The sequence below is a fragment of the Pseudomonas putida genome (assembly GCA_041071465.1).
Lineage (GTDB): Bacteria > Pseudomonadota > Gammaproteobacteria > Pseudomonadales > Pseudomonadaceae > Aquipseudomonas > Aquipseudomonas putida_P.
Genome location: CP163498.1, coordinates 571,556 through 584,991 on the forward strand (window position 1 = coordinate 571,556; position 13,436 = coordinate 584,991).

Annotated in this window: 12 protein-coding genes and 1 pseudogene; 5 read left to right on the forward strand and 8 right to left on the reverse strand. The window is 62.7% G+C overall.

The features are described 5' to 3' along the window. Positions 1-27: 27 nt before the first annotated feature. From AB5975_02535 to AB5975_02550, 4 genes are all read right to left on the reverse strand, one after another. Entirely contained in the window at positions 28-960 is a 933-nt protein-coding gene (locus AB5975_02535; protein ID XDR20848.1) for a D-2-hydroxyacid dehydrogenase, read from the reverse strand. A 2-nt stretch (positions 961-962) separates the two neighbouring features. Next, the gene (locus AB5975_02540; GenBank protein XDR20849.1) at positions 963-1,256 is read right to left on the reverse strand and encodes a YcgL domain-containing protein; all 294 of its coding nucleotides are present in this window, start codon (positions 1,254-1,256) and stop codon (positions 963-965) included. Further along, entirely contained in the window at positions 1,253-2,386 is a 1,134-nt protein-coding gene (gene rnd, locus AB5975_02545) for a ribonuclease D (protein XDR20850.1), read from the reverse strand. Before rnd ends, AB5975_02540 begins: the two co-directional genes overlap by 4 nt. Positions 2,387-2,525: 139 nt before the next feature. Beyond that, the gene (locus tag AB5975_02550) at positions 2,526-4,163 is read right to left on the reverse strand and encodes a phosphoethanolamine transferase (GenBank protein ID XDR20851.1); all 1,638 of its coding nucleotides are present in this window, start codon (positions 4,161-4,163) and stop codon (positions 2,526-2,528) included. 253 nt (positions 4,164-4,416) lie between these two features. Between AB5975_02550 and AB5975_02555 the strand changes: the two genes are divergently transcribed. Next, a complete protein-coding gene (locus AB5975_02555) occupies positions 4,417-4,653 on the forward strand; it encodes a YdcH family protein (GenBank protein XDR20852.1) in 237 nt (78 codons plus the stop codon). A gap of 123 nt (positions 4,654-4,776) precedes the next feature. Here the strand turns inward: AB5975_02555 and AB5975_02560 are convergent, their stop codons facing one another. Continuing rightward, positions 4,777-5,958 carry a PLP-dependent aspartate aminotransferase family protein gene (locus AB5975_02560; protein ID XDR22900.1) on the reverse strand — a complete coding sequence of 394 codons (1,182 nt, stop codon included), beginning with the start codon at positions 5,956-5,958 and terminating at the stop codon, positions 4,777-4,779. A gap of 92 nt (positions 5,959-6,050) precedes the next feature. Here AB5975_02560 and AB5975_02565 point away from each other — a divergent pair. After that, positions 6,051-6,511 (forward strand): annotated as a pseudogene (locus AB5975_02565) (Lrp/AsnC family transcriptional regulator). Positions 6,512-6,567: 56 nt separating this feature from the next. Here AB5975_02565 and AB5975_02570 read toward each other — a convergent pair. Then, positions 6,568-8,898, reverse strand: coding sequence for an FdhF/YdeP family oxidoreductase (locus AB5975_02570; GenBank protein XDR20853.1), 2,331 nt, complete (start codon positions 8,896-8,898; stop codon positions 6,568-6,570). Between the two features lie 224 nt (positions 8,899-9,122). On the opposite strand from AB5975_02570, the gene moaA reads away from it, so the two are divergent. Both moaA and AB5975_02580 read left to right on the forward strand, forming a co-directional pair. Beyond that, positions 9,123-10,127 carry a GTP 3',8-cyclase MoaA gene (gene moaA, locus AB5975_02575; protein XDR20854.1) on the forward strand — a complete coding sequence of 335 codons (1,005 nt, stop codon included), beginning with the start codon at positions 9,123-9,125 and terminating at the stop codon, positions 10,125-10,127. 20 nt (positions 10,128-10,147) lie between these two features. Next, positions 10,148-11,047 (forward strand): bestrophin family protein, encoded by a 900-nt coding sequence (locus tag AB5975_02580; protein ID XDR20855.1) that lies wholly within the window; start codon positions 10,148-10,150, stop codon positions 11,045-11,047. A gap of 12 nt (positions 11,048-11,059) precedes the next feature. Here the strand turns inward: AB5975_02580 and moaB are convergent, their stop codons facing one another. Beyond that, positions 11,060-11,599, reverse strand: coding sequence for a molybdenum cofactor biosynthesis protein B (gene moaB / locus AB5975_02585; protein XDR20856.1), 540 nt, complete (start codon positions 11,597-11,599; stop codon positions 11,060-11,062). A gap of 141 nt (positions 11,600-11,740) precedes the next feature. Between moaB and AB5975_02590 the strand changes: the two genes are divergently transcribed. Next, positions 11,741-12,628, forward strand: a complete 888-nt coding sequence (locus AB5975_02590) for a LysR family transcriptional regulator (GenBank protein XDR22901.1) — start codon at positions 11,741-11,743, stop codon at positions 12,626-12,628. On the opposite strand, the gene AB5975_02595 is transcribed toward AB5975_02590, so the two are convergent. Beyond that, positions 12,616-13,398 (reverse strand): helix-turn-helix domain-containing protein, encoded by a 783-nt coding sequence (locus tag AB5975_02595; GenBank protein ID XDR20857.1) that lies wholly within the window; start codon positions 13,396-13,398, stop codon positions 12,616-12,618. The two genes, AB5975_02590 and AB5975_02595, sit on opposite strands and share 13 nt — an antisense overlap. Positions 13,399-13,436 lie beyond the last annotated feature (38 nt).

Sequence of the window (13,436 nt, forward strand, 5' to 3'; positions counted from 1 at the left end):
CGAAAAGGACGGTACAGACAACAGAATTCAGTAGCCCCGAGCGAAGTCCACTTCGCCACGCAGCCCCTGCCCCGCTTCATAAGCCCGTGCATTCTCGACAAACAACCGCACCATCGCCGCAGGCGAGGTGGGTGCCGAGCTGTGCCCGGTGAGCAGCAAGCCCCATGCGGTCCAGAACGGGTGCTGCTTGGGCAACGGCTCCTGCCGGCAGACATCGATCACCGCACCGGCGAGATGGCCTTCCTTCAACGCCTCTACCAGGTCGGCATCGACCACCGCCACCCCGCGCCCGGCATTGATGAACAAGGCCGAGGGCTGGAAGCACTTGAACAGCGCCGCGTCGTACAGGTCATGAGTGGCCGGCGTGTCCGGCAGCAGGTTGAGCACGTAGTCGACCTGGGCAACCATGCGCGGCAGGTCGGCCAGCGCCGCCACCTCGACGAACGGCGCCTGTTCACGGGCGCTGCTGGCAACCCCGTACAGCACCACGCCAAACGGCTGCAGAAACTCGGCCACACGCTGGCCAATGTCGCCTGTGCCGACAACCAGCACCTTGCGCCCTTCCAGGCTGCGCCCCGGGCGGTCATCCCAACGCCGCTCGACCTGGCTGACCAGGCGCGACAGCACCTCGCGCTCGTGGCCAAGCATGTAGGTGAGCATGTATTCGGCCATCACTTGGCCGAAGATGCCCACTGCACGGGTCAGGCGGTAATCACGCGGCAGGCCATCGGCCAGCAACGGCGTGATACCGGCCCAGGTCGACTGCATCCAGCCCGGTTTGTGGCCCTGGCGCAGCAGGCTTGCCAGCAGGTCCGGCTGGCCCAGCCACACCGGGCACTGAGGCGCCAGGCGGGCCAGTTCGGCAGAGTCGCCGCTGGTCAAGACTTCCACTTCAGGTGCGGCTGCGCGCAACAGCTCGGCGTATCGAGCATGATCATGCTCGGCAATCAGTACACGCATGATCAGACCGGGTCGTTACGGCGCAGCAGCTCTTCGGGCAGGTGCTCGATATACTCGTCTTCCGCCGGCGGCATCTGCAGGTGGTAGCCCTGGTTGTCGAGGTTTTCCAGCACCTTGGTGATGTCCTCGCGGGCCAGCTTGCGCTCAGGGCTGAGCACCAGGTCGAACGCGTGCATCGGGGTGCCGAAGAACGGCAGCAGGCCTTCGGGCACGCGCTCCAGGCCGTCAGCCTTGAGCACGTACAGGTACATTTCGTTCTTGCGTGGGCTCTTGTAGATCGAGCAAATGCGTTTCATCGAATCTCTCCGGCACCTGCAAGGTTGTCCAGCAGGGCCTGGCCCATACGCTCACGGCGCCAGCCGCGCAGCGAATCGGGCAGTTGATAAGGACCATGGGGGTAACCGCTCTTGAGCAGCGCCTCCAGGGTTTTCTTGCGCAGCATCAGCTCAGGGGCAATCCCCAGGCGCTCGCCTTCGGCCTGGCCGATGGCACGCAGCTGCTTGAGGATGCCAGCGGCTTCGATCGGCAGCGGCTCGGGCAACACCTGCGGCCATTGTTCGGCGGGCAGGCTGGCGGCGCGCTTGATCAACTGGATGAGAAACTCTCCGTCCTGACGAATGGTGCGCGGGTGCATCTCGTCGATCTTGGCCAACGCCGACAGGTTGTTTGGCTGGCTCTTGGCCATGGGCCACAGCGAGTGCTCTTTGAGGATGCGGTTACGCGGCACGTCGCGGTGGCGTGCTTCGCGCTCGCGCCAGGCGCACAGCTCACGCAGCACGGCCAGTTGCTGAGGCGCCAGCTTCCAGGCCAGTTTCACGTCGCGGTACAGGGTTTCGGGCTCGACTTCACGGCGCAACGCGGCCACCAGCTCGGCGCCGTCTTCCAGCACCCAGGTGTACTTGTCGTCGCTCAAACGCGGGCGCAGCTCGGTGAACAATTCGGCAAGGTGCACGGCATCTTCGGCAGCGTAGCTGACCTGGGTTTCCGAGAGCGGGCGTTGCAGCCAGTCGGAGCGGGTTTCACCCTTGGGCAGTTCGATGCCCAGCACGTCCTGCACCAGGCGCGAATAGCCCATGGAGAAGCCCAGGTTCAGGTAACCGGCGGCCAACTGCGTGTCGAACAGTGGTTGGGGCAGCTTGCCGGTCAGGCGCAACAGCACTTCGAGGTCTTCGCTGCAGGCGTGCAGCACCTTGACCACACCGCTGTCTTCCAGCAAGTCGGCCAAAGGTTGCCAGTCACCGATCAGCAATGGATCGATCAAAAAGGCCCGCTGGCCGTCGCCGATCTGGATCAGCCCGGCTTTAGGGTAGAAGGTGTCGACCCGCATGAATTCGGTATCGACGGCGACGAAGGGCAGTTGGTGCCAGTCGCGGCAGTGTTCGGCCAGGCTCTGGTCGTCACGGATCCAGTGAATTTCGATGGCCACAAGGCTCTCCCACTAACATTGGCGCGCAGTATATACGGCGCGGGCACTGCTGGTGAAACCCGGGCCATCCTTGATATCGATCAGTGGTGCAGTTATGTGGGGGCGGGCACGCCCGCGCCCACGGAAAGCGCGCTTCGTTTCAGCGCTTGGCCGCCAGCCAAGGCCGGCAACTGGCGAACATGTCCAGCGACTGCCGGTAGACCTCGGTGCGCACCTGCAACAGGCCGAGCATCGAATGGAACAGGTTGTCCTGCGACAGCGGGGCATCGCTGAGCTTGGCCAGGCAGTCGGTATCGATGCCAAAGTCTTCCTTGTAGCTGTCGGAGAACCAGGTCAGCAGCGGTACGTGCTTCTGCTGCTCAGGGGCAATGGCGTACGGCGTGCCGTGCAGGAACAGGTTGTACTCACCCAGCGACTCGCCATGGTCGGACAGGTAGATCATCGCCGTGTCGACCTTGTCCTGCTTGCTGCGCAGGGTGTCGATCAGTGAGGCCAGCACCTTGTCGGTATAGGCCAGGGTGTTGTCGTAGCCATTGATGATTTCCTGCTCGCTGCACTGGTTCAGCGCGTTGCTCTGGCACACCGGGGTGAAGCGTTCTTCGCCACTGGGGTAGCGCTTGAAATACTCGGGGCCGTGGCTGCCCATCTGGTGCAGCACCAGCACGGTGTCCTTGTCGAGGTTGTCGATCAGCTCGTCCAGGCCCTGCAGCAGGATTTGGTCATGGCATTCGCCATTGGCACACAGTTGCGGGTCCTTGAGGTTGCTGACATCGATGAACTGCACCCGGTCGCAGGTACCCTTGCAACCCGACTGGTTGTCACGCCACTGCACGGCCAGGCCGGCACGCTGGAGGATATCCAGCAGCCCTTCGCGGTTCTTGGCCACGCGGGCATCGTAGTCCTTGCGCGTCATGCCAGAGAACATGCACGGCACCGAGACCGCCGTTTCCGTACCGCACGAGTGCACGTCGGAAAACGCCAGCAGGCCCTGTTGCTTGGCGAGGTTCGGCGTGGTGTCGCGGTCGTAGCCCAGCACACCGAAATGGTCTGCCCGGGCACTTTCCCCAACCACCAGCACGGTCAGCGACTTGCGCTCATGTTTTTGCCAGGCTGCATCACGCTTGGCATCTTCGCCATAATTCTGGAACGGGCGCGAGGCGGTACCGACACGCTCGCTGACATAACCAATGGAGGCCCCGACGATATTGCTTGGGGTCAGCATCAGGCGCAGTTCATGGTGATTGCGAAACAGCGACGACAACCCTTGATAATTGACCAACGCTACCGAGCCGAGGGCCACCACACAGGCACCGCTGACCACCAGCTTGCCCAGCAGCTCGCGGTGCCAGGCACGGTAGGCGATCGGCGCTTTCCACAACAGAACCGAAGGCAGTACGCCCAGCAGCAGAATATAGGCGGCAAACTTGAACGACATCAGGTCGCGCACTTCCGCAACATTGGTCTCGGCCATATTACGGAACATGCCAGAGTCAATAAGTACGCCGTACTGATTCATGAAGTAAGCCACACCCGCGCCACTCATGAACAACACGATAAGTACCGGCTTCAATACATAGCGGAAGGCAAACAACGTGAGGATTAGATTGAAAGCGAACAGCATCAGCACGGCAAACGCCAGGCTCAGCCAGAGCCCCGACAGGCCGGCGGGCACAATCTCTTGCAGATGCCCCCAAAGGAACATGTTGAAGCCGATCAGCAGGTAAAGGCTGGCCAGCAGCGTGACCCATTCAGTCCGCAGGGATTTGAAGTTGAGCATCAGTGTTCGCAATCAAGAGTGATTATCAACCCCCAGGCCAATTGGCACCGTGGGAAAGTTGGGCGAACTCTAGAAAGCGCGTCATCAATTTTTCGTGAAAAAGTCGGTAACAATTTCGTGAAGGCGCGTCTTTTATCAATTACCTGAAAGCCATTCAGCTGCCATTCAGGCTGGGCGGCCGCTACAAGCCTGCGCAAAGGCAGCTATCCTCAGTGGTCAGGACCTTACCGACAACCCTGACAGAGGTGAAGAAATGCCAGTTCCGCATGATCTGCTCGCTGACCTGCACGTTACCGCTGATGCATTCCAGGCGCTCATAGACAGGGACCACGACCTGCACAAACTGCACAAGGAGTACAACGCCAAGGACAAGGAGGTGGTCGCCGCCGAAGGCAACGGCACCAACGACGAGGCCGTCAACCGCCTGCGCAAGGAAAGGTTACTGATCAAGGACAAGATCGAACGGATCATTCATCCGCCCAAATCCTGACGGGCATTCATTGAACCTGCCGGCCTCTTCGCGGGCTCGCCCGCTCCCACAGAGTCACCACGGCCCTCAAGACCTGTGGAGTACCTGTGGAAGCGGGCAAGCCCGCGAAGAAGCCAGTTGCCCTTACACAGCAACCAGCGCTTTCAGCGCCCCATCCAGGTCCTCGACCAGGTCGCGGTAGTCCTCGATCCCCACCGACAGCCGCAGCAGGTTCTCGCTGATCCCCATCACCCCTTTCTGCTCAGGGCTCAACGAGCAGTGCGACATGCTCCAAGAGTGGTTGATCATGCTCTCCACCCCACCCAGCGAGTCGGCCAGCACAAAAATCTGCAGTGCCTCCATCAGGCGGTTGAGCGCAGCGCGGTCGCCCTTCACCTTCATCGCCACCACCGCACCGCCACTGCGCATTTGACGCTTGCACAGCGCATGCTGTGGGTGGCTTTCCAACCCTGGGTAATACACCTGCTCGACCTGCGCGTGGCTTTCGAGGAAGCGGGCCACTTGCAAGGCATTGGCGCATTGGCGTTCCATGCGTACATCCAGGGTCTTCAGACCGCGCAGGGCCAGGTAGCAGTCGAACGGCCCCTGCACCGCACCAATCGCCATGCTGATACGGCGCAGGCGCGCCAGCAGCGCATCATTGGCTGCCACCACCACACCACCCGTTAGGTCGGAGTGGCCGCCGATGTATTTGCTGGCCGAGTGCATCACCAGGTCCACGCCCAGGGTGATCGGGCGCTGGTTCCACGGTGAGCAGAAGGTGTTGTCGATACAGGTCAGAATACCCCGCGCCTTGGCCAGGTCGCATACCGCCTTGATGTCGACCAGGTGCAGCAGCGGGTTGGTCGGCGATTCGATCCAGATCAGCTGGGTTTGCGGCTTGATCGCAGCCGCCACGGCCTCGAGGTCGTTGAGGTCGACGTAGGTGGTGGTCAGGCCCGAAGTGCGGCTGCGGTAGTCTTCCATGATGCGGAAGGTGCCACCGTACACACCGTTCATCACCACCACATGAGCATCTTTGGGCAGCAGCTCCAGCACGGTCGCGGTGGCATTCACCCCCGAGGCGCAGGCCACTGCGCCCACACCTTCTTCCAGGGCGGCAACGCAGGTTTCGTAGGCATGCCGGGTCGGGTTGCCGACGCGGCTGTAGGAATATTCCGGCTTGTCGTCCAGGCTGCGCTTGGTGAACGAGCTGGCGGTGACGATGGCCGGGAAAATGGCGTTATCGGCGACGCTGAACTGCTCGCCGGCGTGAATGGTGCGGGTGGCGAAATTGCGCGGCTTTTCGGACATGGTCAGGCCCATTGGCAGAGTGAAAGTCGCCACTATCGCATAACCCAAATCGTCTGGGCTTGGGGTAATCTGTGAAATATTTTTCTGCACGGCCAGCGCGCGATATGGACAGTTTCGACCAGCACATTCTCACCCTGCTTCAGCGCGACGCTTCAATCTCGCTGAAGGACCTGGCCGAGGCCGTCAACCTGTCCACCACGCCGTGCTGGAAGCGGGTCAAGCGCCTGGAGGAAGACGGCTACATCCTCGGCCGTGTCGCCCTGCTCGACCCCGAACGGCTCGGGCTGGGGCTTACCGTGTTCGTCCAGCTCAAGACCCAGCGCCACGACAGCGCCTGGCTGGAGCAGTTCGCCGCGACCGTGACGGGGTTCGAAGAAGTGATGGAGTTCTACCGCATGTCAGGGGATTGGGACTACATGCTGCGGGTGGTGGTGGGGATATCGCGGCGTATGACCGGTTCTACAAAAAGCTGATTACCCGTACCGATGGGTTGTCGAACATCACCTCCAGCTTTGCCATGGAGCAGATGAAATACACCACGGCTTACCCCGTGCATCGCGCCTGAATCGGCGTTGGATTCTTCGCGGGCAAGCCCGCGAATACGCCGGTACAGGCAACCCATCAATCCGCTGCCAACACCGCCGCAATCCGGTTCCCCGCCTTGGCTTTCTCAACCTTGATCGCCACAAATTTCGAGGTCGGGGTGTAGGTCCCTTCGCCATAACTTTCCAACGGCACCAGCGGGTTGGTCTCCGGGTAGTACGCAGCTGCCTGCCCCTCGGGCACGTCATACGCCACCAGGCGAAAGCCCGACACCCGTCGCTCAACGCCATCCTCCCACAGCGACACCAGGTCCACCTGCTCGCCCGGCTCGAAGCCTAGGCGGCGGATGTCGGCCTCGTTGACGAACACCACTTCACGCAGGCCAAACACCCCGCGGTAGCGGTCGTCCAGGCCATAGAGGGTGGTGTTGTACTGGTCATGCGAACGCAGGGTCTGCAGGATCAGGTCGGGTTTGTCACCACGGGCCAGTACCTTGGCGTTGACCAACTCTTCGGGCAGCGCGTGGGGCATGAAGCGGGCCTTGCCCGTGGCCGTGCGGAAGTTGCGATCGGCGGCAGTGTTGCCCAGGTGGAAACCGCCTGGGCTATGGAGGCGTTCGTTGAAACCGGTGAAACCAGGGATCACATCGGCAATCATGTCACGAATGCGGTTGTAGTCGGCCACCGCATACTCCCAGTCGATCGGCTGGTTGCCCAGCGTGGCCTTGGCCATGCCGGCAATGATCCACGGCTCCGAGCGCATGTGCGGCGAGCGTGGACGCAATTGGCCGTTGGAAATGTGCACCATGCTGAAGGTGTCTTCCACGGTCACGCCTTGCGGCCCTTCGGCCTGCAGGTCGATTTCGGTACGGCCCAGGCACGGCAAAATCAGCGCATCGCGGCCGGTGACCAGGTGCGAGCGGTTGAGCTTGGTGGAAATCTGCACGGTCAGCGCACAGTTCTGCAGTGCCGCGTGGGTGCGCGGAGTGTCGGGGGTGGCTTGGGCAAAGTTGCCACCCAGGGCGACGAACACCTTGGCCCGCCCCTCTTCCATGGCCTTGATCGCCAACACCGCGTTGTGCCCGTGGGCACGCGGCACACGGAACTGGAAGCGTTTTTCGATGGCATCGAGCAGCGCCGCCTTGGGTTTCTCGTCAATACCCATGGTGCGGTCGCCCTGCACGTTGCTGTGGCCACGCACCGGCGACAGGCCGGCACCGGGCTTGCCGACGTTGCCGCGCAGCAGCTGCAGGTTGACGATTTCCTGCACGGTCGGCACCGAATGGCGGTGCTGGGTGACGCCCATGGCCCAGCACATGATGACCCGCTCGGCCTTGCGGTACATGCGCGCGGCCAGCTCGATCTCGGCCAGGGTCAGGCCGGATTGCTTGACGATATGCTCCCAGGTGGTGGCGTCGACCGCTGCCAGGTAGTCATCGACGCCGCTGGTGTGCTCGGCGATGAAGGCGTGGTCGAACACCGCCGGTTCACCCTTGGCCTGGGCGTCGCGCTCCCACTGCAACAAGAACTTGGCGATGCCGCGCATGGCCGCCATGTCTCCACCCAAGGCTGGGCGGAAGTAGGCGCTGGAAGTCGGCTCGGAGCCGTTGCTGAGCATTTCGAACGGGTGCTGCGGGTGCTGGAAGCGCTCCAGGCCACGCTCTTTCAACGGGTTGAAGCAGACTACCTGGGCCCCGCGCTTGACCGCTTCGCGCAACGGTTCGAGCATGCGCGGGTGGTTGGTGCCGGGGTTCTGGCCGATGACGAAGATCGCGTCGGCCAGCTCCAGATCGTGGAACACCACGGTGCCCTTGCCCACGCCAAGGGTTTCCGACATGCCCGCGCCGCTGGCTTCGTGGCACATGTTCGAGCAGTCGGGGAAGTTGTTGGTGCCGTAGGCGCGCACGAACAGCTGATAGAGGAACGCCGCCTCGTTGCTGGCCCGGCCCGAGGTGTAGAACTCGGCCTCATCCGGCGACTGCAACGCACGCAAGTGCCGAGCGACCAGCTCGAAGGCCTCTTGCCAGGTGGTTTCGACATAGTGATCGGTGGCGGCGTCGTAGCGCATTGGGTGCGTGAGACGGCCTTGGTATTCGAGCCAGTAGTCGGTCTGTTCCTTCAGCGCGCTGACGCTGTACCTGGCAAAGAACGCCGGGTCCACCGAGCGGCCAGTGGCCTCCCAGTTGACTGCCTTGGCGCCGTTCTCGCAGAACTTGACCATGTCGCTTTCCGGTGACTCGCCCCAGGCGCAGCCGGGGCAATCGAAGCCGCCGTTCTGGTTGGTCTTGAGCATGGCCCGCAGGTTCTTGAAGGCATTTTCGCTGCCCAGCCAGCTCTTGGTCACGCTTTTGAGCGCACCCCAGCCGGCGGCGGCGCCTTTGTAGTCCCTGATGTGTTCGTCCTGGCTCATGCGATGAATCCTCACGCTTCGATGCTTTTTTCCAGCCTATTGAGCGTGGGGCGGGGGCGTCCAATCGAAAGATCTTACGGCGTGATAAGCGGTTTCGATCACCGGCTGAAACCCGCGTGTGGCCGTCATAGAGGCCATTGATCAATCAGTCGGGCAAAGCAATTTGACGGCCCTGCGGCCAGGTTATAGCTTGGAGTTGTGTCCCAACCCATTCGAGCGCGCACGTGGAACAGAACAGCCGGGCCCTGATCGACGGCTTCAACCGGAAAATCGACTACCTGCGGATGTCGGTCACCGACCGCTGTGACTTCCGTTGCGTGTACTGCATGGCTGAAGACATGCAGTTTTTGCCGCGCCAGCAAATCCTCAGCCTCGAAGAACTGTTCCAGGTAGCCGAGCGCTTCGTCGCCCTGGGCACCCGCAAGATCCGCCTGACCGGCGGCGAGCCCCTGGTACGCCAGGGCATCGTCGAGCTGTGCGGGCGCATCGCCGCCCTGCCCGGCCTGCGCGAGCTGTGCATGACCAGCAATGGTTCGCAACTCGGGCGCCTGGCCCAACCACTGTTCGACGCAGGCGTCACGCGCCTGAACATCAGCCTCGACAGCCTGGATACCGACCGCTTCAAACAGCTGACCCGCACCGGCGACCTGGCCCAGGTGGTCGCTGGCATCGACGCCGCACGCCAGGCCGGTTTCAAACGCACCAAGCTCAACTGCGTGGTACTCAAAGGCCGCAACGACCATGAACTGGTCGACCTGGTGCGTTTTGCCATCGACCGCGAACTGGACATCACCTTCATCGAAGAAATGCCACTGGGCACCATCAGCGAACATGAGCGCGGCGAATCGTTCTGCTCCAGCGATGAAGTACGTGAACGCCTGGCAGGGCAATTCACCCTGATCGAATCGACCGAGTCATCCCAAGGGCCGGCCCGTTACTGGCGCCTGGCCGAAGCGGCCAACACCCGGGTCGGTTTCATTTCCCCGCACAGCCACAACTTCTGCGCCACCTGCAACCGTGTGCGCCTCACCGTCGAAGGCCGCCTGCTGCTGTGCCTGGGCAACGAACATTCGGTAGACCTCAAGCACGTGCTGCGCGCCCACCCAGGCAACCCCGAGCGCCTGGAAAAGGCCATCCGCGATTCGCTGCACCTCAAGCCCTACCGCCATCACTTCGAAGTCGGCGGCGAGGTGCAGATCCTGCGCTTCATGAACATGACCGGCGGCTGAGCAGCCGCCTCTGGATTTCCATGATCGTCCACCCCACCCCCGATGTACTGCGTGTGCTGTTCACCCTCAAGGGGTCGATCGTCAAACGCATTGCCTTGCGTTGCCTGATGGTCACCCTGCTGGCCGCGCTGATCGTGCTGGTCGAGCGGCATTTCCCGGCGTTTTTCTACCCGGTCAGCGCCACCCCATTCACCTTGCTGGGCCTGTCGCTGTCGATTTTCATGAGCTTTCGCAACAACGCCTGCTACGACCGTTGGTGGGAGGGGCGCAAGGCCTGGGGCAAGCTGATCATCGAAACGCGTTCGTTCGTGCGTGAAAGCGTGGTCATTGCCGACCAGCAGTTGCGAGCCGAGCTGCTGCGCAGCCTGTGCGGCTATGCCCATGCACTGAATGCCCGGCTGCGTAACGAGGACGACCTGGCGGCCGCTCGCCCCTGGCTGGCCCGGCCGGAGACGATCAGCCCGCACAACGTGTGCGACGGTATCCTGCGTGAAATAGGCGAGCACTGCTCACGCCTGGCCGAACGACAACAGATCAGTGATTGGCGCTACAGCCTGCTGGAACAACGCCTGGTGGGCCTGACCGAAGTGCAGGCCACTTGCGAGCGGATCAAGTTCACCCCCTTGCCGTTTCCCTACACGCTGTTGCTGCACCGTACCATCTACATTTTTTGCATTCTGCTACCGTTTGCCCTGGCCGAGCCGCTGGGCTGGCTGGCGCCGTTGTTCACCACCATCGTGGGGTACACCTTCTTCGGGCTGGATGCGATTGGCAACGAACTGGAAGACCCATTCGGGCGGGATGAGAACGACCTGCCGACCGATGCCCTGGTGCGCACGGTGGAACGGGATGTGCTGGCGGGGCTGGGGGAACAGCAGTTACCACCGGCGTTGTTGCCGGTGGGGTATGTGTTGAGCTGACAGGCAGCAGCATCAGCCCCGGCTTGCACAGGCCTCGATCGGCAGCAGGTGTTTGACGAAGTTGCAGGGCCGGTGTCGGGCATCCAACTGCTCTGCCAAAATCCCCTCCCACGCGGTACGGCAAGCCCCGGTGGAGCCCGGCAGGCAGCATACCAAGGTTCTGTTGGACAACCCGGCCAGGGCCCGGCTTTGCACGGTCGAGCTGCCAATATCGAGAATCGACAACGCCCGGAACAGCTCGCCAAAACCATCGATACGCTTATCCAGCAGGCACTCGACTGCTTCTGGCGTGCTGTCGCGCCCGGTAAAGCCGGTACCACCGGTTATCAGCACCACCTGCACCTGCTCATCGGCAATCCAGGTAGCCACCTGGGCGCGGATCTTGTACAGGTCGTCCTTGAGCAGTGCCCGCGCCACCAGTCGATGGCCGATCTCTACCGAGCGGCTGGCCAGCAGCTCGCCGGAAGTATCGTTGTCGTAGGTACGGGTGTCGCTGACAGTCAGCACGGCGATGTTCAGCGGTACGAAGACCGCATCGGGTTGGACGCGCACGGTGAAGCTCCTTGAATGGCATTGTCACCACGCTAGAGGCATGGCCCCAGGTGCGTCCAATCGATATGGCGTACCGGCCGATCAATGACATCTATCGCAGACGTAGGTTATGGTCTGCACAACCAGACGCCAGGCACTTCCATGGACATCAAGCAGCTCAAGTTCCTCATCGCCCTCGACCAGACCCGCCACTTCGGCCAGGCCGCGGCGCTGTGCCATATCACCCAGCCGACGCTGTCCATGCGCCTGCGCAACCTGGAAGACGAACTGGACCTGGTACTGGTCAAGCGTGGCCAGCGCTTCGAGGGTTTCACCGAGGCCGGCGAGCGCATCCTGGCCTGGGCCCGCACCCTGCTCGCCGCCCACGACGGCCTGCAGGCCGAGGCCGCCAGCTGCCGCGGCCAGGTGGTCGGCAGCCTGCGCCTGGGCACCGTGCCGCTGGCCAGCTTCAACCCCATGCACCTGCTGCTGCCGCTGCGCGAAAAGTACCCCGAACTGCACTTTCAGCTCAGCTCGCTGAGCTCGGAGCAGGTCATCGACGGGCTCAGCCGCAACCAGCTCGACCTGGGTATCTGCTACCTGGACCAGGTCAACACCAGCTTCTTCGACGTGATCGAGCTGGGCACGACCACCATGGGCCTGCTGCACGACACTCGGCACTTCCAGTTCGCCAGCGACACGCTGCGTTGGGACGAACTCGGCGACATTCCGCTAGGGCTGCTGAGCAAAGGCATGCACTACCGCCAGTCGCTGGACCTGAGCTTCCGCAGCCGTGGCCTGGAGCCCAATGCGGTGCTGGAGAGCGACTCGAGCTTCCAGCTGATCCAGGCGATCAACACCGGCATGTGCTGCGCGATCATGCCACTGGACTGCGGCCTGGAAGACCTCAGCGAACACCTGCGTATCCTGCCGGTGGCCGACGCCGCCATCCATAGCCCGGTCGGTTTGCTGCTGCGCCGCAGCGAGCCGCGCTCGGCAATTGCCGAACAATGCTTTGCCGAAGCGCGCGGGCTGTTTCAAGCCACCTGATCGGCAGTCGCCTGGCGGTACTGGCGCGGGGTGAAGCCGGTCAGTTGCTTGAACTGGCGGCTGAAGGCGCTGTGGTCGGTGTAGCCGCAGCACATCGCCACTTCAGTGATCGGTAGCGCCGAATGCAGCAAGCGGTGGGCGTGCTCCAGGCGCGCCTTGTGGATCATCTGCCGGGGCGTGAGGTGGAACACCCGCTTGCAGTAGCGCTCCAGCTGGGCCACGGAAATGCCGGCAATGCGGGTCAGCTCGCCCATGCTGATCGGTTGGTGGAAATGCCGCCGAATATGCTCGTCCACCGCGGCCAGGCGCTGGTAGGCAGGGTGGCTGTCGGCGGCTGACTGCAAATCTACCGAAATGCCAACCAGGCCGATGATCTCGCCCGCCTGGTTGTACAACGGGCGCTTGTGGGTCAGGCACCAGCCCGGTTCACGGCTGCCGTACAGGTGTAGCTCCAACTGGTCTTCCAGTACCAGCCCCTCCTTGAGAACGCGACGGTCCTGCTCGGTGTAGCCAGGGCCCAGCTGTGCCGGAAACACTTCGGCGCTGGTCTTGCCCAGCAACGGCTGCAGGCGCTTGAGGCCGCAGCGCTGAACCAGGGTGTCGTTGGCCAGTACGTAACGGGCAGCCGGGTCCTTGATGAAGATGGCGGCGTTGGGGATGGCGTCGAGAATCGGCAGCAGCAGCGATACACCGGCGAGCAAGGCCTCGAGGGTGGCGGGGCGGTGCTGGTCGAGGGAATGGTAGAGGGTGGCCAAGGGGTTGACGGTCATCTTCGGTTCTCTGCTGGCTGTGCCGGCCCTTATGCAGT